Genomic DNA, 23,000 nt, shown 5'->3' on the forward strand with positions numbered 1-23,000 from the left:
TCCGGCGTCAGCCTTCAGCCGTCACCGGCTGGAACGTCCGACGGTTGACGCTGGTCAGCACCACCAGCAGTGCCATCATCAGCAACTCCACCGCCAGCGTACCGCTGATGGCTGCCAGATGATTACCATGCTGATTGATCTGGGTGAACACGCCGCCGAGCAGCATCGGTCCCAGTCCCAGCGCCGATTGCTGCACGGTAGACAGCACCGCACTGCCTGCGCCGGCCTGATGATGCGGCACCCCGCTCATGCCAATCCGGTAGAAGGTGCTGACAATAAACGACTGGCCAAAGCCAATCAGCGCGGTAGCCGGAATCAACGTAGCAATGCCCACCTGCGGCCACTTCAGCTGCAGCGTCGCGATCAGCGCCACCAGCCCGACCATCTGAATCGCACAGCCAGACAGTAACGTGGCACGTTTACCATAGCGCTCAACCATGCGGGTAGTACGCATTGAGCCAATAAAATAGGCCGCACCCAGGGCAATAAACGCGTTGCCGGACTGGAAAGCGGTCATGCCGATGCCGGATTGCAGCGTCAGCGCCACCGCGAACATAAAGCCGCTCCAGCAGGAGAAGAACAGCACCGCCAGCGTCAGACCAAAACGCACGCTGGAAAGACGCAGCAGCGAGGGCGGCAGCAGCGGCGATCCGCCAGCGGCTTCCAGTCGCAGCGCGCTATGACGCAGCCGATGCAGAAACAACGGAAACAGCGCCAGTAGTAACAGGCACGGCCACGACCAGTGCAGCAGCGGCCCCAGCGCGAGTGCCAGCATTAGACAGCCGATCGCGCCAGCCAGCAGCAGCGTACCGCTCACATCCACCGGCACCCGCTTGAGGTTATGCGTTTCCGGCACGAAGCGGCGCGCGGTCAGCAGGACGAACAGGCAGATCGGCAGGTTGATGAGAAACACGCTGCGCCAGCCGTAGCCGCCAATATCGGCTTTGATCAAAAAACCGCCCAGCACCTGGCCAATAATAAAAGCCAGCCCGCCGATACCGCCGTACAGGCCAATGGCCCGCGCATGCGCCCTGCCCTGCAGCGTAACGTGCAGCGTGGCAAGAATCTGCGGCACCATAAAAGCGGCGCCGACGCCCTGCAGCGCGCGGGCAAACATCAGCATGCCGACGCTGTTAGCGATGCCGCACAATAATGACGCAATGCCGAAGATCCAGACGCCGGCTAAAAACACGCGACGGCGGCCAAAGTTATCGCCCAGGCGTCCGCCCATCGCCAGACAAATAGCAAAAGCGATACCGTACACCGCCACGATCAGCGCCAGCGCGATCGGCGAGGCACGCAGCGATTGCGCCATCGCATCCAGCGCGACGTTAACTATGGAAAAGTCGATCATCGGCAATAGCTGCCCGGCCAGCAGGACCACCAGTCCTGCACGTTGAAGTTGCGATGTCTGCATAGCGTTAACCTTGTTTTTAGTTTCACTACGGCATAGCATCACCTAACCATTAAACGGGTACCAGTTCTTGATTATCATGGTATAATTTCTACCCGTCTCGTCTGGAGAGCTGCTGATGAGCACCGCGCAAACCCTTACCCCCGCTGAGCTGAACAACCGTAAATTACTCGGTACCTTTTTACGTACGCGCCGTGAGAGCCTGGATCCTAACCGCCTCGGTTTACCGCGTATGCGTCAGCGCCGCACGCCGGGTTTACGCCGTGAAGAGGTGGCGCAGCTGGCGGATGTCGGCGTCACCTGGCTGGAACAGGGGCGCGATATCAAAGCCTCCACCAAAACGCTGACGGCCATCGCCAGCGCCCTGCAATGCAATGATGTTGAGACGCAGCATCTGTTTTCGCTGGCCGGACACACCCTGCCATCGACGCGCGTCGCTGCTGCCTGCTGCAAACTCGCCGGACATAATCAGCAAATGCTGGATGCCATTCAGCTACCGGCGATCATCGAAACGCCGCGCTTCGATATCCTCGGCTATAACCAGGCCTGGTGTGCGCTGATGGGCGTCGATTTAGCCCAGATCGCGCCGGAAGAACGCAACTGTATCTGGCTGGCGTTCAACCATGCCGGCTGGCGCAATGTGATGACCGACTGGGACGAAGTGATGCCACAGATGGTGGCGATGTTTCGCGGTCAGATGGGCGAGCATCTGGGCGATCCGCACTGGGAGAGCTTCCTGGCGCGATTGCTGAACAGTTCCGATGAGTTCGCGCACACCTGGCAGCGCTACGAACTGGGCAAGGTGGAAAACCGCGTGAAACGCTTTTACCGTGCCGAAGTAGGCGAAATGACGCTGCGCCAGAATAACTGGTGGTCGGCGTCACGCAACGGCGATCGCCTGCTGGTATATGTGCCGGATGATGCCGCCAGCGCAGCGGCGTTGCAACAGTTAACGGCGCGCTGAATCCTGCCGCTTTCTTAACATGTCAGGCTGAAGGTGTTTATACGTTGTATCAACATCATCACGGCTATACAATGTATACACATTCTTCGGAGGCCTGTTATGACGACCGTCACCTTAAAGAAATGGGGCAACAGTCCCTCGATTCGCATTCCGTCCAGCGTGATGCAATCCGCGTCGCTCAGCGTGGACGATAAACTGGAACTCAGTGTTGAAGATGGCAAACTGATCCTTGTGCCGCTCAGGGAAAAGGTGTATTCACTGGACGCTCTGCTGGACGAGATCACCGACGATAACGTCCATGATAAAATTGATTTTGGACCTTCAGTGGGCAAGGAAAGAATCTGATGGTGTCACGTTTTGTTCCCGATGCAGGCGATCTCATCTGGCTGGATTTTGATCCCACCCTTGGCCATGAACAGGGCGGCCATCGTCCTGCGGTTGTGCTGAGTCCCTTTGCCTATAACACCAAGGTTGGCATGTTGTTGTGCGTCCCGTGTACCACCCAAGTCAAAGGCTATCCTTTTGAAGTTTCCCTTACCGGTAGCCGTGATAGTGTGGCGCTGGCCGATCAGGTCACCTCCATCGACTGGCGCGCCAGGAAAGTGGTGAAAAAAAGCCATGTGACCGCCGACGAACTGAGTGAGATTCGCGCTAAAGCTAAAGCGCTGATTGGCTGACGTCCGTTATCTTTGCCATCGCCACCGATAAGAATGTCCTGCGCTATCCCCAACCTTATTTATCCTGACTATGCTTATCAGACGATAATAAATTCAGGAGAGCGCATGAAACTACTTTATTTCGTTTCGCTTATTGCTGCAGCCGGTTATTTACTGGCTTTCTTACCTAAACTGCGCACCCGTCGCGAGCCTGTGGCTTATTGGGGGTGCTGGGCTTATTTAGGTCTGAACGCGGTATATTGGGCAGTATTTGCGTTTCGCTATTATTTTCTGCGCTAACCGTGGTAACGTCATGAAGGAGTTATGTTATGTCAGAAAACAATCGCGATCGGATGCCCTATTTACTCTATTTTTCCCGTCAGCGTTTACTGGTGGAAAATATCGACGGCCATATCGTTGATATTGGCGGTGCGGAAAGAGTGGGCGATCGTTATCGCTGGCAGCTGGATGGTAAAGATGCCGGGGGAGAAACGGAGCAGGAAGTGGACGAATTACTGGCCGAGGTGGAAAAACACCTGAGCTTTTTGTTCGTCGATGGCCAGTTTACCAGCCTGCCCGATGTCAGTGTTGATTATGGCGATCGGCTCGATAACGCGCCCTCACGGCAAATTGCACTACCCGAGCTCAACGACCGCGATGAAGACATCGTGCGTTAAGCCACAGAAGCAGGCTGCCGTCAGGCAGCCTGTCAGCACTCAGGCCGCCGGCGTGGTACTGGCCATACCGGGCACCAGAATCACTTTGCGGCAATCCTCTTTGCGTTTTTCAAAGATTTCATAGCCGCGCGCGGCCTCTTCCAGCGGCATATGGTGCGTCACAATCTCTTCCGGTGTCAGCAGCCCTTGCTCAATCAGCGACAGCAGGCGCGGTAAATAGGCCTGCACATGCGTCTGGCCCATTTTAAACGTCAGTCCTTTATCGAATGCATCGCCAAACAGGAAGCCGTGGATAAAGCCGGCATACACGCCCGGCACGCTGACCACACCGCCACGGCGTACCGCCGCAATACACTGCCGCAGCGCCTTCCCGCTGCTGCCCTCCAGCTTCAGATTACTCATCACCGTTTCCGTCAGGCTACCCTTGGCTTCAAAACCTACCGCATCGATTACCGCATCAACGCCCCGGTGGCCCTGGGTGTGATCAATGATCCAGCCAGCAGGATCGTCGATTTCATCAAAATTGATCGGCGTAACCCCATAACGCTGGCGGGCAAATTCCAGTCGATAAGCGTTGTGGTCAATCATAAAGATCTCTTCCGCCCCTACCAGGCGCGCGCAGGCGGCACTCAGTAACCCGACCGGGCCGGCGCCAAAAATGGCGACGCTGGAGCCTTTATCCAGCCCGGCATTTTGCACTGCCTGCCAGGCGGTGGGGAGGATATCGGAGAGAAACAGCACTTTCTCATCCGGTAGCGCCAGCGGCACTTTAAACGGCCCGACATTGGCTTTTGGCACCCGGACATATTCCGCCTGGCCGCCCGGCACGCCACCGTACAGTTTGCTGTAACCAAATAACGCTGCAGGCGGGGTAATATTTTTCTTGTTTAAAATAGCACCGCGCCCGCTATTGGTATTTTCACAGGCCGCATACTGATGCAGATGACAAAAGAAACAGTCGCCACAGGCAATAACAAAGGGCACCACAACGCGATCGCCAATTTTTACGTTGGTAACCTCACTTCCCGCTTCGACCACTTCACCCATAAATTCGTGACCAAATATATCACCGTGATCGGTACCGGGAATTTTTCCGCGATAAAGATGTAAGTCGGAGCCGCAAATTGCCGTCGCGGTGACGCGTAAAATAATGTCGTCCGGCTGCTCTAAAATCGGGTCAGGAACAGTTTCAACACGCACCCGATGCGGGCCATGATAAGTTAACGCTTTCATAATCAGCTCCTCATAAATAAGCGTAACGAAAGGCTGTCTTTATTTAACCTGAATCGCTTAAGCCTGGTAGTAATAGTCGAATAGGCAAGCGTATCGGTATCGGGTGCAGAGCGGGGTCCGGCGCAGTTGCGCTTTGTGCGATATCTCGCAGACAGGCATTTCTTACAGCAACGGCTAAAAATAATACTGGATATGCAAACAGTATATTGTATACTTATCCAGCAGTCTGATGGACTGTTCCACGTTTGTAAGAGGTGATACTGATGATGATCTCAACGGAAAGTCTTGCTGCTCTCAACGCAACTCTGCTGATGAGCAGCCGTGAAATTGCCAGAATAACCGGCATCACGCATGGCGAAGTGAAGCGCCTGATTAAAAGCCTGGAAACCGCGCAGCGCCTTTCCCAGCCTGTCACGGTGAATCATTACGAGCATGAAGGTGAGACACGTCAGGAGTTTCAGCTGAATAAACGTGACTCGCTGCTAGCGGTTGCTCGTCTTTCCCCTGGCTTTACCGCCGAACTGCTGGACCGCTGGCAGGAGCGGGAAAAATTCACCCATCTGCCCGATTTCACTAATCCGGCGGAAGCGGCACGTGCCTGGGCAGAACAGTTTGAGCAACGCCGTGCGGCGGAACAGCAACTGGCGCTGACGGCCCCAAAGGCAGAATTCTTTGATCGCTTTGTTGATGTGCATGAGTCGCTGGGCTTTCGCCAGCTGTGCAAAATGCTCAAGGTGAAAGAGCCGGAGTTTCGGCAGTTTCTGCTTGAGCGCAACATTATGTACCGTGACAAAGGTGCGCTGACGCCACAGCAGCACCATCTGCAGGCTGGCTATTTTGCACTGCGCAGCGGAATGGGTGAAAACCAGCATGCTTTTTCACAGGCACGATTCACCGCGAAAGGCGTGAAGTGGGTTGCCAGCCTGTGGGCCGGTCATGTCGCTGCACGGCCGAATGGTGTCGCTGCCTGATATTCAGCCGGTCAGGACGACCGGCTGGATTCGCTTAGCGCTGATGGCGGCGGCGCTGGAGCCGATGGCGAAACTGCCTGACCTCTTCGCGTGACCAGCAGCGAGAGGAGAGCGGCAGGCTGTCATCAACCGCCGCCGGCAGCGGCAATTTCTCCAGCGTGCCACGATTACACATAGCACGCGCCAGCGTGGTACAGGGGATATCAAGGTAATGCGCCATCTGCGGCAGCGTCATCAGGGTGGTACGCATACTCACCTCCATCTGGCTTATGTTTCGCCTTCCATGGTTGAGCAGCCTGACAGATGTCTTTTTGATCGCGATCAGCCTACGCCTTAATTCAGGTTAAAAATTAATCAACCCGCTATCCTGTGGTCTGCGCCATCGCTTCGCTCACTGTGCCGCCGGAAAGTTTCGCTGAATCGGTGCAAACGCGCTGGCGGTTTTACCGATCAGCCGTTGTGGACGGAACTCTTTCAGCAGGTCGCTGGGACCGTCGCCGATCAGTTCTTCTGCCACCAGCCTGCCAATCAGCGGTGACAGCGTGACGCCGCTGTGCGTCACCGCGACATACACGCGCTGATGCGGGGTGACAAAGCCCAGCGCCGGCAACCCATCAGCCGGACGCGCCCGCTGCCCGACGACAATCTGCTCGATCTGCAACGCACCAGCCGTGGCAAACAGCGCACGGTAGCGCTCCCGAAACTGATCGGCGATGGCGCCATGAGTCGACGGCGGCGCGCCCGGATCGGCCAGATGATCGAGATCCAGCGCCTGTAACAGTAACCGCCCGCCGCCGTCCGGCCGCACGTTCAGCTGCGGAGAAATCAGGTTGGTGCCAAGCGATAACGGCTGCGGTGCGGTGCGCGCCAGAAAGCTGCAGGCCACCGCATCAGGCTTGCTGGTGTCAATCAGCGCCAGTTCCAGACCAAGCGTATGCAGCAGCTGATTGGCCCAGCGTCCGGTCGCCAGCACCAGACGATCACCCTGCCACTGCTCACCCTGCTCCAGCTGCACCGTCACGCCTTCCGCATTTTCACTGATGTGCTGAATCGCCTGATGCTGATGCAGTACCGCGCCGTGCGCCTGCGCCTCTGACCACAGCCGTGCCAGATACAGCGCTGGATAGAGCACCGATTCCGTTGGAAAATGCCAGATGCTGCCGTGTACCGCAGACGCGCGCAGTTCAGGAATTTCCTGCTGCAGCTCGGCCAGCGTTCTTTGCCGTGCCGCATAGCCAGCGGCCTGCAAGGCGGTGGCACGCTGCTGCAGTTGCTGTTCGGCTTCACCCGCGCCGGCCCACTCCCAGGTGCCACAAGGTTCCAGCCAGCGCACGCCATTGGTCTGCGTCAGCTGCAGCCGGATATGCTCCTCCATCGCCAGCGCATTGAGGCGGTGATAGCTGGCAGGCTGTTTGCCGTTGGAGTTCACCCAGGCAAATGTGGTGCTGCTGGTGCCCGCGCCCATATGTTGCCGGTCAAAGAGGGTCACCTGCGCGCCCTGCCTTGCCAGCGCCCACGCCACGGCAAGGCCGATCACACCCGCACCGATTACCGCCACTTTTTGCGTCGTCATAGCTGTCTCCTCTGATTGCCCGTCATCATAACAGTCACCGCAGTGAAAACTGGCCTGAGGGTCATAGGAATTACTTCTCAGATTATTCAATAAATAAAAAAAGCGTGACGGTGCGTTAAAGTCGCTTCGCTCGCTGGCGCACTCCCCTTACCGGGTCTACGGTTAATTGAAAAAGCACAAGAATTTAACTAACCATGGAAAGCCGCTATGACCGCCCATGTCGATACCACAGCAAGCCAGGAAAGCGATCTCCTTCAGTTGCATCACGCATTGCAGGCTCATCTTGAACATTTATTGCCTGCCGGGCAGCAGGCCGATCGCGTTCGTGCCGCCATGCGTGCCGGCACGCTGGCACCGGGCAAACGTATTCGTCCGCTCTTGCTGCTGCTGGCAGCACGCGATATGGGCTGTGACGTGGCGCAGCAGGGCATCCTTGATCTTGCCTGTGCGGTCGAAATGGTGCACGCCGCCTCACTGATCCTTGACGACATTCCATCAATGGATAACGCCCGGATGCGACGTGGGCGCCCGGCAATCCACTGTGAATATGGGGAAAACGTGGCGATCCTGGCAGCGGTCGCGCTACTCAGCCGCGCCTTTGAGGTGATTGCACTCGCGCCGGGTCTGCCGGCAACGCACAAAGCCGAAGCCATTGCCGAGCTCTCCTCTGCCGTGGGCCTGCAGGGACTGGTTCAGGGTCAGTTCCAGGATCTGCATGACGGCGCACACAGCCGCAGTCCGGAAGCCATCACCCTCACCAACGAACTGAAAACCAGCGTCCTGTTTCGCGCCACGCTGCAGATGGCGGCGATTGCGGCCGATGCGTCAGTGCAGGTACGTCAGCGTTTAAGCTATTTTGCGCAGGATTTAGGTCAGGCTTTCCAGTTACTGGACGACCTGGCGGATGGCTCTAAGCACACCGGCAAGGACTGTCATCAGGATCAGGGCAAATCCACTCTGGTGCAGATGCTGGGCCCGGAAGGGGCTGAACGTCGTCTGCGCGACCATCTAAGCAGCGCCGATGCACACCTTGCCTGCGCCTGCCATCGCGGTGTCGCCACCCGTCAATATATGCACGCCCTGTTTAATCAACAGCTGGCGATGTTTAACTGAAGCCGGTCATACCTATGGGGCATTTTGCCGTTATTGCGCCACCGCTCTACAGCCACTTTCACGCATTGCAGGCGCTGGCGCAAACGCTGCTGGTGCGCGGACACCGCATCACCTTTATTCAGCAAAGCGATGCACGCACCTTGCTGAGCGACGAGCGTATTGCCTTTGTAGCCGTCGGCGAGCGCACGCATCCTGCCGGATCGCTCTCCAGCGAACTCAGGCGGCTGGCCGCACCGGGCGGGCTGTCGCTGTTTCGCGTGATTCACGATCTGGCCAGCACCACCGATATGCTGTGCCGCGAACTGCCCGCGGTGCTGAAACGCCTGCAGGTCGATGGCGTGATTGCCGACCAAATGGAAGCGGCTGGCGGTCTGGTGGCAGAGGCGTTACAGCTGCCGTTCGTGTCGGTGGCCTGCGCGCTGCCGGTCAATCGTGAAGCGGCCATTCCGCTGGCGGTAATGCCCTTTCGCTTTGCTCAGGATGAGAAAGCGCTGCAGCGCTATCAGGCCAGCAGCGACATCTACGACCGCATCATGCGTCGTCATGGCGCTGTAATCGCTCGTCATGCGCGCGCCTTCGGCCTGCCCGAACGCCATGGCTTACATCAGTGTCTGTCGCCGCTGGCGCAAATCAGTCAGCTGGTGCCCGCTTTTGATTTTCCGCGTCAGCAACTGCCAGCCTGCTATCACAGCGTGGGTCCGCTGCGAACTCCAGTCGCTAGCGGCGCGCTCGCCGCTCCCTGGCCAGCGCTGCGCCAGCCGGTGGTGTATGCCTCGCTAGGCACGCTACAGGGGCATCGTTTTCGCCTGTTTCTGCACCTGGCCCAGGCCTGCCGCAATCAGCAGCTGTCGCTGGTGGTGGCGCACTGTGGCGGGTTGACCGCCAGCCAGGCAAATCAGCTCAGACTGGCCGGTGCTGCGTGGGTGACCGATTTTGTGGATCAGCGGGCGGCGCTGCAGCACGCACAACTGTTTATCACCCATGCCGGACTGAACAGTGCGTTGGAAGCGCTGGAATGCGGCAAGCCGATGCTGGCGCTGCCTATCGCCTTCGATCAGCCCGGTGTGGCGGCACGTATTGAGTGGCACGGCGTCGGCCGGCGCGCCTCACGTTTCAGCCGCGTCGCGCAGCTGGAGCGACACCTGCAACAATTGCTGAATGACGATCGCTATCGTCTGCGTATGTCAGCCATTCAGGCGCAGCTGCAGCGGGCCGGTGGCTGTACGCGCGCGGCGGATATTGTCGAGCAGGCGCTGTGTCAGCAGCAAATCGTGCTGGCGGAGGCCACCTGATGCGCGCACCTTATGATGTCATTCTGGTCGGTGCCGGCCTGGCTAACGGGCTGATTGCGCTGCGTTTACGCCAGCTGCAGCCCGCACTTAAGGTTTTGCTACTGGAGAGTCAGGCGCAGCCGGCTGGCAATCATACCTGGTCGTTCCATCGCGAAGACGTCAGCGAAGCGCAGTTTCGCTGGCTCGAGCCGCTGCTTTCGGCGCGCTGGCCCGGTTATCAGGTACGCTTCCCCACCCTGCGTCGCCAGCTGGATGGTGAATATTGCTCGATTGCCTCTGAGGATTTTGCCCGGTACTTACAGCAGGTGCTCGGTGCCGCGCTACGCACCGCAGCGCCGGTCAGCGAGGTCTCACCCACCGGGGTCAGACTGGCGGATGGCGGGATGTTACAGGCGCAGGCGGTGATTGACGGACGCGGGCTGCAGCCGACACCGCATCTGCAGCTCGGCTATCAGGCATTTGTCGGTCAGGAGTGGCAACTGGCCGCGCCGCATGGCCTGCAGCAGCCAATATTGATGGACGCCAGCGTCGATCAGCAGCAGGGTTATCGCTTTGTTTACACCCTGCCGCTCAGCGCCAGCCGTTTACTGATTGAAGATACCCATTACATCAACCATGCCACGCTGGATGTCGCACAGGCACGCCGGCACATTACTGATTATGCCCACCAGCGCGGCTGGAATCTGCGCCAGCTGCTGCGCGAGGAGCACGGCTCGCTGCCGATCACGCTCAGCGGCGATATCGATCAGTTCTGGCAACAGCAGCACGGACAACCGTGCAGCGGGCTGCGTGCCGGACTGTTTCACGCCACCACCGGTTACTCGCTGCCTGCGGCAGTGGCGCTGGCGGAGAAGATTGCCAGCACGCTGCCCGCCGATGCTCACACGCTGAGCCACTACATCGAATCCTTTGCCCGTCAGCACTGGCGCGAGCAGCGCTTTTTCCGTCTGTTAAATCGCATGCTGTTTCTTGCCGGACGGCCTGAACAGCGCTGGCGCGTAATGCAGCGTTTTTACCGGCTTGACGCCGGATTGATTAGCCGCTTTTACGCCGGGCAACTGCGCCTCAGCGATAAAGCACGCATTCTGTGCGGCAAACCGCCGGTCCCTCTCGGCGAAGCGCTGCGCGCATTGATGATGACCTCTCCGTTACCAGGGAAGAAATAATGAAACGCACCTATGTGATTGGCGCAGGCTTCGGTGGCCTGGCGCTGGCGATTCGTCTGCAAGCGGCCGGCGTGCCGGTCACGCTGCTGGAACAGCGCGATAAGCCTGGCGGGCGCGCCTATGTTTATCAGGATCAGGGTTTTACCTTTGATGCCGGTCCGACGGTGATTACCGATCCCAGCGCTATCGAGGCGCTGTTTACGCTGGCAGGCAAGCAACTCAGTGATTATGTCGACCTGATGCCGGTGACGCCGTTTTATCGCCTGTGCTGGGAAGACGGCAGGCAGCTGGACTACGACAACAATCAGGCGCAGCTGGAGCAGCAGATTGCTACTTTTAACCCGCAGGATGTCGCCGGTTACCGCCAGTTTCTGGCCTATTCACAGGATGTGTTTCGTGAGGGCTATCTGAAACTGGGCACCGTGCCTTTTCTGCATTTCCGCGACATGCTGCGTGCCGGGCCACAGCTGGGTCGGCTGCAAGCCTGGCGCAGTGTCTACAGCATGGTGGCGAAATTTATTCAGGACGATCATCTGCGCCAGGCTTTTTCCTTTCACTCGTTGCTGGTCGGCGGTAATCCTTTTGCAACGTCTTCGATCTATACCTTAATTCACGCACTGGAGCGCGAATGGGGCGTGTGGTTTCCGCGCGGCGGTACCGGCGCGCTGGTTGATGGCATGGCGCGGCTGTTTCGCGATTTGGGCGGTGAACTGCTGCTCAACGCCGAAGTCAGCCAGCTGGAGACCGAGGGTAACCGCATCAGCGGTGTACAGCTGAAGGATGGGCGCCGTTTTGCCGCCGCCGCCGTTGCGTCAAATGCTGACGTGGTGCATACCTACGATCGCCTGTTAAGCCAGCATCCTGCGGCGCGTAAACGCGCGGCGACGCTGAAGCGCAAGCGGATGAGCAACTCGCTATTTGTGCTCTATTTTGGTCTTAATCATGCCCACCCGCAGCTGGCGCATCACACCGTGTGCTTTGGTCCGCGCTATCGTGAATTGATCGATGAGATCTTCAATAGCAGCCAGCTGGCGGAAGATTTCTCGCTGTATCTGCATGCGCCCTGCTCCAGCGATCCGTCGCTGGCACCGGCGGGCTGCGGCAGTTTTTACGTGCTGGCGCCGGTGCCGCATCTCGGTACCGCCGCAATTGACTGGCAACAGGAAGGACCGCGCTTGCGCGATCGCATTTTTGCTTATCTGGAGGAGCACTATATGCCGGGTCTGCGACAGCAGTTAGTGACACACCGTATGTTTACGCCGTTTGATTTTCGCGACACGCTGCACGCGCATCAGGGCTCAGCGTTTTCGCTCGAACCCATTTTGACGCAAAGTGCCTGGTTCCGGCCGCATAACCGCGATGCCGACATCACTAACCTTTATCTGGTGGGGGCTGGCACGCATCCCGGTGCCGGTGTGCCAGGCGTGATCGGCTCCGCGAAAGCGACCGCCCAGTTGATGGTGGAGGATCTGACCGGATGAACCAACCGCCGCTGATTGAGCAGGTCACCCAAACCATGGCGCAGGGCTCCAAAAGTTTCGCCAGCGCTACCCGGCTGTTTGATCCTCCAACGCGCCGCAGTACGCTGATGCTGTACGCATGGTGTCGTCACTGTGACGATGTGATAGATGGTCAGACGCTGGGCGAAGGCGGCACGCAGCACGCGGTGGCGGATGCCCAGGCGCGGATGCGCCACCTGCAAATCGAAACCCGCCGCGCCTACAGCGGTGCCCACATGGATGAACCGGCGTTTCGTGCCTTTCAGGAAGTGGCGCTGACGCATCAGCTTCCCCAGCAGCTGGCGTTTGATCATCTGGAAGGGTTTGCGATGGATGCGCGTGAAGAACGTTACGCGTGTTTCGGGGACACGCTGCGTTACTGCTATCACGTGGCCGGCGTGGTGGGGTTAATGATGGCGCGCGTGATGGGCGTACGTGATGAGCGCGTACTCGATCACGCCTGTGATTTGGGTCTGGCGTTTCAGCTGACCAATATCGCACGGGATATCGTTGAGGACGCGGAGAATGGCCGCTGCTATCTGCCACAAAGCTGGCTGGATGAGGCCGGACTGAGCGCCGCTCAGCTTGCCGATCCGCAACATCGCGCAGCGCTGGCCCCGCTGGCGGCGCGTCTGGTGCGCGAGGCTGAACCTTACTATCAGTCAGCGCGCAGCGGGCTACCCGGACTGCCGCTCCGTTCGGCGTGGGCGATCGCCACCGCGCGCGGCGTCTATCGGGAAATTGGCGTAAAAGTGCAGCATGCCGGTGCCCGGGCGTGGGATGCGCGCCAGCGTACCAGTAAAGGCGAAAAGCTGGCGCTGCTGGTGAAAGGTGCCGGCGTCGCGCTTACTTCGCGCCTTGCTCATCCCCAGGCGCGTCCTGCCGGTCTGTGGCAGCGTCCGCGTTGACACGACGCCCATGGCGCTGGCGCAGCGTCGCCTGCAGCTTGTGCAGCGGCGGGGCGTAAAGAAAGCCAAAGGAAACGCAGCCCTCCCGTCCCCGCACCGCATGATGCATGCGGTGCGCCATATACAACCGCTTCAGATAACCTTTACGCGGAATGTAGCGGAACGGCCAGCGCTGATGGACCAGGCCGTCATGCACCATAAAATAGAGCGCGCCATAAGTCGTCATGCCAGCGCCAATCCACTGCAGCGGCCAGACACCGTTGACACCCAGCCAAATCAGGCCAATCGACAACAGCGCAAACACCACGGCATACAGGTCGTTGAGCTCAAATTTGCTCTCATGCGGTTCATGATGCGACAAATGCCAGCCCCATCCCCAGCCATGCATAATGTATTTATGCGACAGCGCCGCGACGATCTCCATCAGTATCACGGTAGCCAGCAGGATAAGCGCATTCCATAACCAGAGCATCATTGGTCCATTTGCGAAGAGTGAGAGTATAAAGGTGGACGTGGATAGCGAAAGGCGCAAGTCCCCGGCAAAAAAACGCACCGGCAGCGTAAATACCAGCCAGGTCACAGATGCGTGCTGTCACCGTCAGACAAGCAAAGCGGCAAGAAGGTTATCCTGGAAGGCGGCCGGGTGGCTCTGCTTTACATCGATTTAACAGCTGGTTAGTATAGCCAGCGGTTCAGCGGTCCAGGCTGCTGCGTAGGCGTTAACGTCAATCAACGCACCATATGCAGAGACTTTCTGCCTCATTTCCATGGTGCGCAAACATGTCCCATACCGCTTTATCTGCTGATTCTGCCCTGCGTCGTTCCGGCTTTTTCCTGCTACTGCTGTTACTCACCGCCGCCAACTTACGCACGCCCATTACCGCCACCGGGCCGGTGCTGGAAAATATTCGCCTGACATTTGGCCTGAGCGCCAGCGCTGCCGGCGTGATTAACTTTTTACCGCTGCTGATGTTCGCCACGCTGGCACCGCCAGCCGCCTGGTTCGGCAATCGCTTTGGCCTGGAGCGCAGTCTGTGGGGGGCGTTACTCCTGATCGTCCTGGGTTCACTGCTGCGAATCAGCGGCAGCGAAACGGCACTGTGGCTGGGTACGCTGATTCTCAGCAGCGGGATCGCGGCGGCCAACGTCCTGCTGCCGCCGCTGATTAAGCGGGATTACACCGCGCATACCGCGCGTTATATCGGGCTGTATGCCATGACCATGGGCATCACCGCCAGCATCGCTTCCGGCGTGGCCGTGCCGCTGGCCGAACTGAGCAGCGCCGGCTGGCGTCTGTCGCTGGCGGTCTGGCTGATTCCGGCGCTGATCGCGCTGCTGGCGTGGCTGCCGCAGCTGAAAAATCCCGCGACGCATGCGCAGCGCGCGACAGAGGTCACCGTAACGCGTTCGCCGTGGCGTTCCGCGATCGGCTGGCAGGTGTCGCTGTTCATGGCCAGCCAGTCGCTGCTGTTTTATACCCTGATTGGCTGGTTTACCCCGTTCGCACAGGATAATGGCATCAGTCAACTCCAGGCGGGCGGCATGTTGTTCGTCTATCAAATTGTGGCGATCGCCTCCAATCTGGCCTGTATGCGGGCGCTGAAGCAGCTGCGCGATCAGCGTCTGATCGGGCTGCTGGCTTCGCTGTCGATCTTCATCGCGGTGACCGGCCTGCTGCTGGCACCCGCATGGTCGCTATTGTGGCTGATTCTGGCAGGCCTCGGGGCGGGCGCCTCGCTGCTGATCAGCCTGTCACTGTTTAATTTACGCACCCGGGACCATCGCCAGGCCTCGAAACTTTCCGGCATGGCGCAGTGCGTGGGGTACGGGCTGGCAGCGCTGGGGCCGCTGTGCTTCGGCATGCTGCATGATGTCAGCGGCAGCTGGCAGCTCCCGCTGCTGATGCTGTTGGCGGTAAGCGCGCTGCAAATGGCGATGGCGCTGCTGGCCGGACGCGACCGCGCTATCTGACCTCAGACCGTGACGGCGTTAAGCGCCTCCTGTCGTTCCAGTTCGCGCACGCGTGGGATAACTTCACGCCCAAAGAACTCCACCTCTTCATGGAAATGCAGAAACGCCAGCAGCAGTAAATCCACGCCAGCGCGTTTCTGCTCCATGATGCGCTCAGCAATTTGCTGCGGCGTGCCAATCAGATTGGTTTTGAAACCGTCGTTGTATTGCACCAGATCCTCGAAGGAGGATTTGGCCCAGTTGCCCTCGCCTTCCGGCGACGCGCTGCCGGCATTTTTTACCTCATGCTGGAAGCCTTTCACTGCATCCGGATTGGCTTTGGCGATGATCTCCTGCAGCACCGCCTGGGCTTCCTGTTCGCTCTCGCGGGCGATGACAAAACCATTCAGGCCGATTTTAACGGTGTGCTGATTGACGGCGGCTTTGGCGCGGATATCGTCCACCTGCTGGCGTACGCCCTGTGGCGTGTTGCCGTTGGTGAAGTACCAGTCAGACACTCGTGACGCCATGTCCCGCGCGGCGCGCGAGCTGCCGCCCTGGAAAATTTCCGGCAGCGGATCGAGCGGTTTAGGCTTGAGCGCGTAGTCGCGGAAGCGATAAAAATCTCCGGCGAAGCTGAAGCTGCTTTCACGCCAGATGCCGCGCAGGCAGCGAATAAACTCTTCCGAACGCAGATAGCGCTCTTCGTGATCGAGCCAGGGTTCACCAATCGCTTTGAACTCGCCGCGAAACCAGCCGCTGACAATGTTCACCGCGATGCGCGGACCGTACAGATGGCTGATGGTAGCGATCTGCTTCGCCGCCAGCGTCGGGTTCCACGGCCCCGGCAGCAGCGCGGCAATCACTTTGAGTTTTGTGGTGTGGCTCAGCAGATCCTGAGAGAAGGTGACTGATTCGTGCTGATTATCCGCGCCATAGCCGGCGGTGAAGCGAATCTGTGTCAGGGCATAATCGAAGCCAGCGCGTTCAGCGATTTTCGCCAGTTCACGGTTGTACTCCGCGTCCCAGCGCGTGCGCTGCTCGATCTGACTGATAACTAAACCCCCTGAAACATTAGGCACCCAGTAAGCAAACTGCAGCGGTTTTACCTGTGACATAGGTTTCTCCTGAGACTTCTTATAGCTGGATTAACGGAAAATTATCTTCATTAATTCTTTTGGCTATAAGAGGCTATGCAGTGAGCATGCCAGTTCCTGGCAGAGATTAAACGCCTGATTTACGGGCTAACTGAATAAGAGGATGAGGAATGACTGTTGCGGATGCAGCAGCCGCTGTCGCCAGGCTGTTGCAATTGCAGCCACTCCGGCGAAAAGGGCGCTAGTCCGCGTGCTGAAAAGCCTGCAGCGCACTTCGGGTGGCGGCATCGTCGACGGCGGCGCTGAGCAGCGCATCAAGCAGACCAGGAAAGCGCGCGTCCAGATCGTCGCGCCGCAGTGACAGCAGATTCTCGCGGCCAGAGGGTTTTTGCCAGATTACGCCGCTGTCACGCAGTACCCGCCAGTGATGGGTTAAGGTTGATTTGGATACGCCTTGCAGCAGCGAACCGCAGCTGCGCTCCTCCCCCTGTGCCAGCAGCGCGACGACCGCCATGCGCATCGGATTGCCCAGCGCGGCCAGCACATTCTCCAGCCTGATGGCGTCGCGCGACGGATGATTTTCCAGCATTGCTTATCTCTGTAAGGGCGTAAGACAGCAAATTATCCGTGAGTCGGCGGGCGATGTATAGCGCAGTACGAGCGGTGCGCCAATCGCGCTGCGCTAATTTACGATGTCACATTGCTGCTCTATGCTTGTCACCATCTTCCACTCTTTCTTCATCACAACATGAATGCAAATCCGATAGCGCATCCCGCTGCTTTGCGGTCCCTCCAGGCGTTGTGTCTGGTCAATTTTTTCATGGCCGACGTGCGGGATGGACTGGGCCCTTTCCTGGGGATCTTTCTTACCGAGCATGGCTGGAGAGCGGATGATATTGGCTGGGCGATGACTGCCGGCGGTTTAGCCGGTCTGCTGGCTACGCTGCCGGCGGGTCTGGCAACCGATGCCACGCACCATAAAAAAGGGCTGCTGATTCTGGCCTCACTGCTTATTACGCTGGCCACCCTGATGCTGTGGTGGTTTCCTTACGGTGGAGTGGTGGTTGGCTCGCAGGTGGTTACCGGCCTCGCGGCCGCGCTTATTGCCCCGTTACTGACCGGCGTCACCCTCGGCCTGACCGGCTCTCAGGGGTTCAGCCAGCAGATGGGTAGAAACGAGGCGTTCAATCATGGCGGCAATATGACTGCCGCGCTGTTTGCCGGGTTTGCGGTCTGGCTGTGGGGCACCGATGCGGTTTTTATCCTGATGACCGCGATGGCACTGTGCGCATGTTTTGCCGTGGCCGCCATTCAGCGTAACGCGATCGATGACCGCGCGGCGCGCGGCGGTGCCCGACAGCAGGCCGCAGAGCTTCCTGGTTTCTCTGCCCTGCTGCGCAATCCGGTGCTGCTGATTACCGGCCTGACGCTGCTGCTGTTTCACCTCGGCAACGCCGCGCTGTTGCCGATGCTGGGCATTCGCGCGGCGGCAACGCACAGCGGACAGCTCAGCCCCGGTGTTTATACCGCTGCAACCGTGGTGATTTCGCAATGCGTGATGATTCCCGTGGCGCTATTCGCCGCCCGAAACGCCAGCCGCCTCGGTTTCCCGCTGCTGATCACCCTCGCGCTGGTGGTGCTGCCGGTGCGTGCCGGCATCGCCTCCCTGTTCGATGGCACCTATGCGATGGTACCGGTACAGATTCTTGATGGTCTGGCCGCCGGGCTGCTGGGCGTGGCAGTACCGGGCTACATCGTCAGCGTGCTTGACGGCAGCGGACACACCAATGCCGGCCAGAGTTTCGTCATGCTGATGCAGGGCGTGGGCGCAGCATGCAGCCCGGCACTGACCGGCAGCATCGCCGCCGCCTGGTCTTATCAGATCGCTTTCGCCGTGCTCGGCAGCATCGCCCTCGCCGCACTGATGCTCTGGAGCCTCAGCCAGCGCATCAGATGGGTTAAAAGCCGGGCGTGAGGTGATATCAACACGCCCGATCGAATCAAAACTTTCATAGACCAGCGCCTGAAGCTTTGATCGCATCGGGCGTCTCAATCTCCCTGAGTTAATAAACTCCTGCAGACTTAGTCCGCCAGCATTAGCTCAAGGGCTAATATTAGCCCTTGAGCTAATGCCTCTCCTTCCGGTAAAATTATGGAGCTACAGCGAGTGTTTGAGATCATTTATCACGATGCAGCTGAAAATGAGCTGAAAGCCTTACCGCCTATTATCAGAGTGAAATTTGTCAAACTGGTCAGCCGCTTACAGGAAGATCCACGCGCACTTCGTGAGCCCCATACCAAACCCCTGGGTAATGGCTTGTATGAGCTCAGAACTTCAGGCACCGATATTTCGCGTGGAATCTGGGTCTATCAGCGAAATCAAAAGATTTACATGCTGCGAATTTTTATCAACAAAAGTCAAAAAACCCCGGAAGCTGAGATTCAAAAAGCGTTACGTCGTCTGGAGGAGATGCTCAATGAAATATAAAACCCATGATCAGCTACATGAAAGAAATGCTTCAGGATCCTGAATACCGCGCAGCCTGGGAAGCAGAGGAACGAAAAGACCGTATGCAAGCCTTGCTCAAAGCGTGGCGGCAGCATGCCGGATTGACCAGTGCACAAGTGGCTGAGCGGATGGGGGTAAAACCGCCCACGGTTTCGCGCATGGAAAAGAATATTACCTCTGCCAGCTTTGAAACCATTGCGCGTTACGCCAAAGCCTGCGGGATCGATTCTGCCACCGTTGAGTTTTAACAGCACGATAAGGACGGAGAGTGAAGCCGATAGTGTTAATCGGCTTCAACTGTCATGGCCGCCGGAAAAACGCCTAATCCGTCCGGGCGCTGGCGCGGTTAGTGAGTTGTGCTTTGGCCAGGGTGCGCGCCAGGATTGAAGAATAGAGCGGTTTGCCACCAAAGAACTGCGCTGCCAGCGTTGCGCCCAGGCAGGTGATGATCATCGGCAGAATCAGTTGATAGTTATTGGTCATTTCCAGCACCAGCACGATGCCGGTAAGCGGCGCGCGCACCGAGGCGGCGAACAGCGCGCCCATCCCGGCGACGGCAAAGGTGGCGGCTTCCAGCTGATAATGCGGGAACCAGTCGGCGCTCAACTGACCAAAGCAGGTGCCCAGCAGCGTGCCCAGCGTCAGCATGGGCGCAAAAATGCCGCCCGGCGCGCCTGAAGAGAAGCAGCAAATGGTGACCAGCGTGCGCAGCGCGAAGAGAGCAAACAGCGCCAGCGCGCCATAGTGTCCGGTAGCGAAATCCGGAATCAGCGTCGTTCCGCCGCTCACCGCCTGCGGCAGCAGTAAACCCAGCACGCCGCACAGTCCGGCCAGCAGGCTACCGAACAGCACCCAGCGCCCGGTACGTCCGAGATGCAGGCGCTGAAACTGGTCCTGTGCGAGAAATATCAGCCGGTTGAACGCCACGCCGCAGCCGCCAAACAGCACACCCAGCACCAGATAGAGCCACAGCGTCTCGGTGGGCGCGTCACGCAGCTGACCGATATTAATGATGGCTTCATTACCGTTGAGCACGCGAAAGACAATACTCGACATGATCACGCCAACAAACACCGCTTTTATCGATATCAGGCTATAGCGAAACTGCGGGCGCATCTCTTCGATAATGAACAAAATGCCGGCCAGCGGCGCGTTGAACGCCGCCGAAAGCCCCGCCGCGGCACCGGTCGCCAGCAGCGTATGACGCGATTCGGAATCGCGCACGCGAAACAGATCGAGGCACATACCGCCGATGTTGCCGCCAATCTGTACCGTGGGTCCTTCGCGCCCCAGCACCATGCCAGAACCCAGCGCGCCCATGCCGCCGATAAATTTAACCGGCAGCACGCGCCACCAGCGCACCGGGCGCAGCTCTTCCAGCGCGCCCTCGATTTCCGGAATGCCCGAGCCTCCTGCCTCCGGCGCGAAGCGGCGCACCAGAAAATAGCCGATGCCGCCCAGCAGCGCCGAGATAAAAAACGCGCTCAGCAACGCCATGGCCAGGTTATCCGCACGCTCTGTCAGCCAGCCGATCCGCAGGTGGAGAATAAAATTGACCGCGCGATCGAAAGCCACCCCCACCAGCCCGGTGAGGATACCGACCAGCGCGGCCAGCAGCAGCAATGCCAGCGGGGTTTTATCGCGTCGCAGCAGTTTTTGCAGCAGCATAAAGCGCCCGGCGCGCATCGCGTTGGCAGGCTCGGTGGCATCAGGTAAGGCAGACATCGTCATCCTCAATTACAACAGTTGAGCGCATTGGCTGCGCCGGAAAGAGTTTGGGCTTAGCATAACCAAAATCACCTGATCGGTAACTCAATCATTCGCAACATAATTTTACCTCAGGCCGCGCGATGTGGCGTGGGCGCCAGGCTGGGTTGCGATCGGGCGCAACAAACCGGGCAGAAAATCCGCAATGCAGTGCAGGCTTGCTGCAGCATGCTCACAGAATTTTACGCGGTGGATTGACGCGCCGACGGCAAATCACCATGATCGCGCCAGGATTAGTCACCCCGGAGCCACAAGGTGTCGGAACTCAGTAATGCATTGCTTGAAGAGATTGTCACGGACGTACGCCCCCTCACCCGTCAGGGCAAAGTGGCAGATTACATCCCGGCGCTGGCCGGCGTGGATGCCGATCAACTGGGCATCGCCATTGCCACCGCCGATGGACGCAGCTACCAGGCCGGCGATGCAGGCACGCGCTTCTCGATCCAGTCCATCTCCAAAGTCCTGTCGCTTACCGTCGCGCTGACGCTGTACGAGGACGCCGAGATCTGGCAGCGCGTGGGCAAAGAGCCATCCGGCCAGGCATTCAATTCTCTGGTGCAGCTTGAACTGGAACAGGGAAAGCCGCGCAATCCATTCATTAACGCCGGCGCGCTGGTAATGTGCGATTTGCTGGAAAGCCGACTCACCGCGCCGCGCCAGCGCATGCTCGAGTTTGTGCGTCGTCTGGCACAGCAGCCGGACATTCAGTATGACCGTGTGGTCGCGCGTTCAGAGTATGAGCACTCGGCGCGTAACGCCGCCATTGCCTGGCTGATGAAGTCGTTTGGCAACTTCCATAATGATGTCAGTAAAGTAATGGAAACCTACTTTCACTACTGCTCGCTGGCGATGAGCTGCAGCGAACTGGCGCGTACTTTTCTCTATCTCGCCAATCACGGTCGCACGCTGGATGATGAGTGGGCGGTGATCTCTGCACGCCAGGCGCGGCAGGTGAACGCACTGATGATGACCAGCGGCATGTACGACGGCGCCGGTGAGTTTGCCTGGCGCGTGGGCATGCCGGCTAAATCCGGCGTCGGCGGCGGGATTGTCGCAGTGATTCCCGGTGAAATGAGTATTGCCGTCTGGTCACCGGCGCTCGATCATTCCGGTAACTCGCTGGCCGGCACCGCCATGCTGGAGAAACTCACGGAGCGGCTGGGGCGATCGATATTTTAAGGCCCGGCTCATACTGAGAGTCTTCCCTGTAAATGAAAAGAGTTAAACAATGAGCCGCCCGTTTATATCGGTGCGCATAAATGCGCACCCTACGAAAATCGTGTAATTCCTTGCTGATTGCGATCGATGCCGTTATGCCTTGCAATTAAGTTGAAAGTGACCTGATTACAACGGTCCGTATCAATGCGCCGTCATGTGTAAATAGTGCAACTGCCTACAGGCCGCAATAAATGACGTGAGCCCTGCAGTAAAGTTGCAAGTGACCTGTTTATATCGGTGCGGATCAATGCGCACCCTGTGCAAATAGTGCAAATACCTTGTAGGGTCGCCATTAATGGCGACCACAAATTCTGAGCAATGACAGCTCTTGCCATCAGACTCCACTCATCCTTCAGCAATGAGAAATAGTGTTTCTCTAATGTACTCATCAGGTTGCAATTAAGTTAACAAACACACCACGTTAAGTGACCCTTTTCAAAAGGTGCGAATTTTGTCGCTCCCAGCCTCACTTTTATTAACCCTTGTGCGGCAATCGCGTTACACTTCGGCCTCATTTGTTGAAGCACTCAGTATTTGCCATGACGTTTTCCTATCACTTTCGCCAGCGCCTGACCGCCTGCGTCGCCATTGTGGCGGTGCTGCTGCTGTTCGTCGCGCCGATTGTGTCGAAAACGCTGCTGGAGCGGCAAACGCGCATTGACCCCGTGGCGTCGCACAGCCCTTCATCTGCCATGCCAATGCACCATCACGATATGCCGATGGAGATGGCGATGCCGGGCATGATGCATCACAACATGGACGACGGCGAATTTGCCTGTGGCTATTGTGATTTGCTGGTGCATGTTCCGCTGATGATGTGGGTGTTTATCCCGTTCATCTGGCTGATGCTGGTGATCTCGCGCGCCCCACCGCTGCCGCCGCTGGTGGCACCCCGGCCGCGCCGCTTCAGCGGTACCCATCGTCCGCGCGCGCCACCGGTTTTTCTTTCCTGCTGAATCTCATTAATCGGTACAACGCCTGCGCTGTGCCCTG

At 58.4% G+C, this 23,000-nt stretch carries 25 protein-coding genes; 17 read left to right on the forward strand and 8 right to left on the reverse strand.

What is annotated here, in order from left to right; translation table 11 throughout:
- Positions 1-7 precede the first annotated feature (7 nt).
- Positions 8-1,417 carry an MFS transporter gene (locus tag AC6I8F_RS22035; protein ID WP_058758997.1) on the reverse strand — a complete coding sequence of 470 codons (1,410 nt, stop codon included), beginning with the start codon at positions 1,415-1,417 and terminating at the stop codon, positions 8-10.
- Positions 1,418-1,532: 115 nt separating this feature from the next.
- Between AC6I8F_RS22035 and AC6I8F_RS22040 the strand changes: the two genes are divergently transcribed.
- From AC6I8F_RS22040 to AC6I8F_RS22060, 5 genes are all read left to right on the forward strand, one after another.
- Entirely contained in the window at positions 1,533-2,378 is an 846-nt protein-coding gene (locus AC6I8F_RS22040; RefSeq protein WP_498028886.1) for a helix-turn-helix transcriptional regulator, read from the forward strand.
- A 99-nt stretch (positions 2,379-2,477) separates the two neighbouring features.
- On the forward strand, positions 2,478-2,723 hold the full coding sequence (locus AC6I8F_RS22045; RefSeq protein WP_058770344.1) for an AbrB/MazE/SpoVT family DNA-binding domain-containing protein: 246 nt from the start codon (positions 2,478-2,480) through the stop codon (positions 2,721-2,723).
- Positions 2,723-3,055 (forward strand): endoribonuclease MazF, encoded by a 333-nt coding sequence (gene mazF, locus AC6I8F_RS22050; RefSeq protein WP_498028887.1) that lies wholly within the window; start codon positions 2,723-2,725, stop codon positions 3,053-3,055. Before AC6I8F_RS22045 ends, mazF begins: the two co-directional genes overlap by 1 nt.
- 105 nt (positions 3,056-3,160) lie before the next feature.
- Positions 3,161-3,334: a hypothetical protein gene (locus tag AC6I8F_RS22055; RefSeq protein ID WP_021508895.1), complete on the forward strand. Its 174-nt coding sequence runs from the start codon at positions 3,161-3,163 to the stop codon at positions 3,332-3,334.
- 29 nt (positions 3,335-3,363) lie between these two features.
- The gene (locus AC6I8F_RS22060) at positions 3,364-3,711 is read left to right on the forward strand and encodes a hypothetical protein (protein WP_498028888.1); all 348 of its coding nucleotides are present in this window, start codon (positions 3,364-3,366) and stop codon (positions 3,709-3,711) included.
- A 39-nt stretch (positions 3,712-3,750) separates the two neighbouring features.
- On the opposite strand, the gene AC6I8F_RS22065 is transcribed toward AC6I8F_RS22060, so the two are convergent.
- Complete coding sequence (locus AC6I8F_RS22065) at positions 3,751-4,944, reverse strand: zinc-dependent alcohol dehydrogenase (protein ID WP_058781047.1); 1,194 nt, start codon at positions 4,942-4,944, stop codon at positions 3,751-3,753.
- A 263-nt stretch (positions 4,945-5,207) separates the two neighbouring features.
- Here AC6I8F_RS22065 and AC6I8F_RS22070 point away from each other — a divergent pair, with 263 nt between their 5' ends.
- On the forward strand, positions 5,208-5,915 hold the full coding sequence (locus AC6I8F_RS22070; protein ID WP_021508892.1) for a phage antirepressor KilAC domain-containing protein: 708 nt from the start codon (positions 5,208-5,210) through the stop codon (positions 5,913-5,915).
- Between the two features lie 34 nt (positions 5,916-5,949).
- Here AC6I8F_RS22070 and AC6I8F_RS22075 read toward each other — a convergent pair whose 3' ends face one another.
- Entirely contained in the window at positions 5,950-6,165 is a 216-nt protein-coding gene (locus tag AC6I8F_RS22075) for a hypothetical protein (RefSeq protein ID WP_021508891.1), read from the reverse strand.
- A 141-nt stretch (positions 6,166-6,306) separates the two neighbouring features.
- Positions 6,307-7,578 carry an NAD(P)/FAD-dependent oxidoreductase gene (locus AC6I8F_RS22080; protein ID WP_498028889.1) on the reverse strand — a complete coding sequence of 424 codons (1,272 nt, stop codon included), beginning with the start codon at positions 7,576-7,578 and terminating at the stop codon, positions 6,307-6,309.
- Positions 7,579-7,695: 117 nt separating this feature from the next.
- Here AC6I8F_RS22080 and AC6I8F_RS22085 point away from each other — a divergent pair, with 117 nt between their 5' ends.
- From AC6I8F_RS22085 to crtB, 5 genes are read left to right on the forward strand one after another with little or no spacing between them, the layout of a single operon-like run.
- Complete coding sequence (locus AC6I8F_RS22085; RefSeq protein WP_022547229.1) at positions 7,696-8,601, forward strand: polyprenyl synthetase family protein; 906 nt, start codon at positions 7,696-7,698, stop codon at positions 8,599-8,601.
- A 14-nt stretch (positions 8,602-8,615) separates the two neighbouring features.
- Entirely contained in the window at positions 8,616-9,893 is a 1,278-nt protein-coding gene (locus AC6I8F_RS22090) for a glycosyltransferase (protein WP_498028890.1), read from the forward strand.
- Positions 9,893-11,059, forward strand: a complete 1,167-nt coding sequence (crtY, locus tag AC6I8F_RS22095) for a lycopene beta-cyclase CrtY (RefSeq protein WP_498028891.1) — start codon at positions 9,893-9,895, stop codon at positions 11,057-11,059. Before AC6I8F_RS22090 ends, crtY begins: the two co-directional genes overlap by 1 nt.
- Entirely contained in the window at positions 11,059-12,540 is a 1,482-nt protein-coding gene (locus tag AC6I8F_RS22100) for a phytoene desaturase (protein ID WP_058770350.1), read from the forward strand. The genes crtY and AC6I8F_RS22100 overlap by 1 nt, the downstream gene beginning before the upstream one ends.
- Positions 12,537-13,466: a 15-cis-phytoene synthase CrtB gene (gene crtB, locus AC6I8F_RS22105; protein WP_059009308.1), complete on the forward strand. Its 930-nt coding sequence runs from the start codon at positions 12,537-12,539 to the stop codon at positions 13,464-13,466. Before AC6I8F_RS22100 ends, crtB begins: the two co-directional genes overlap by 4 nt.
- Here the strand turns inward: crtB and AC6I8F_RS22110 are convergent.
- Positions 13,405-13,938 (reverse strand): sterol desaturase family protein, encoded by a 534-nt coding sequence (locus AC6I8F_RS22110; RefSeq protein ID WP_022547228.1) that lies wholly within the window; start codon positions 13,936-13,938, stop codon positions 13,405-13,407. The genes crtB and AC6I8F_RS22110 overlap by 62 nt on opposite strands.
- A gap of 308 nt (positions 13,939-14,246) precedes the next feature.
- Here AC6I8F_RS22110 and AC6I8F_RS22115 point away from each other — a divergent pair, with 308 nt between their 5' ends.
- Positions 14,247-15,437: a CynX/NimT family MFS transporter gene (locus tag AC6I8F_RS22115; protein ID WP_211724528.1), complete on the forward strand. Its 1,191-nt coding sequence runs from the start codon at positions 14,247-14,249 to the stop codon at positions 15,435-15,437.
- Between the two features lie 2 nt (positions 15,438-15,439).
- On the opposite strand, the gene sfnG is transcribed toward AC6I8F_RS22115, so the two are convergent.
- Both sfnG and AC6I8F_RS22125 read right to left on the reverse strand, forming a co-directional pair.
- A complete protein-coding gene (gene sfnG / locus AC6I8F_RS22120; RefSeq protein ID WP_058770353.1) occupies positions 15,440-16,534 on the reverse strand; it encodes a dimethylsulfone monooxygenase SfnG in 1,095 nt (364 codons plus the stop codon).
- Between the two features lie 220 nt (positions 16,535-16,754).
- A complete protein-coding gene (locus tag AC6I8F_RS22125) occupies positions 16,755-17,102 on the reverse strand; it encodes an ArsR/SmtB family transcription factor (RefSeq protein WP_498028892.1) in 348 nt (115 codons plus the stop codon).
- Between the two features lie 159 nt (positions 17,103-17,261).
- Between AC6I8F_RS22125 and AC6I8F_RS22130 the strand changes: the two genes are divergently transcribed.
- The 3 genes from AC6I8F_RS22130 (at position 17,262) to AC6I8F_RS22140 (ending at position 19,270) form a co-directional block, all read left to right on the forward strand.
- The gene (locus AC6I8F_RS22130; protein ID WP_498028893.1) at positions 17,262-18,488 is read left to right on the forward strand and encodes an MFS transporter; all 1,227 of its coding nucleotides are present in this window, start codon (positions 17,262-17,264) and stop codon (positions 18,486-18,488) included.
- A 192-nt stretch (positions 18,489-18,680) separates the two neighbouring features.
- Entirely contained in the window at positions 18,681-19,001 is a 321-nt protein-coding gene (locus AC6I8F_RS22135; RefSeq protein WP_498028894.1) for a type II toxin-antitoxin system RelE/ParE family toxin, read from the forward strand.
- Between the two features lie 17 nt (positions 19,002-19,018).
- The gene (locus AC6I8F_RS22140; protein ID WP_498028895.1) at positions 19,019-19,270 is read left to right on the forward strand and encodes a helix-turn-helix domain-containing protein; all 252 of its coding nucleotides are present in this window, start codon (positions 19,019-19,021) and stop codon (positions 19,268-19,270) included.
- A gap of 73 nt (positions 19,271-19,343) precedes the next feature.
- On the opposite strand, the gene clcA is transcribed toward AC6I8F_RS22140, so the two are convergent.
- Positions 19,344-20,747 carry a H(+)/Cl(-) exchange transporter ClcA gene (gene clcA / locus AC6I8F_RS22145; RefSeq protein WP_088517419.1) on the reverse strand — a complete coding sequence of 468 codons (1,404 nt, stop codon included), beginning with the start codon at positions 20,745-20,747 and terminating at the stop codon, positions 19,344-19,346.
- 297 nt (positions 20,748-21,044) lie between these two features.
- On the opposite strand from clcA, the gene glsB reads away from it, so the two are divergent.
- Positions 21,045-21,968 (forward strand): glutaminase B, encoded by a 924-nt coding sequence (gene glsB / locus AC6I8F_RS22150; RefSeq protein ID WP_222952208.1) that lies wholly within the window; start codon positions 21,045-21,047, stop codon positions 21,966-21,968.
- Between the two features lie 578 nt (positions 21,969-22,546).
- Positions 22,547-22,963 (forward strand): DUF2946 domain-containing protein, encoded by a 417-nt coding sequence (locus AC6I8F_RS22155; RefSeq protein ID WP_021508875.1) that lies wholly within the window; start codon positions 22,547-22,549, stop codon positions 22,961-22,963.
- The last annotated feature ends 37 nt before the right edge of the window (positions 22,964-23,000 follow it).

Source organism: gamma proteobacterium symbiont of Axiagastus rosmarus (assembly GCF_059730925.1).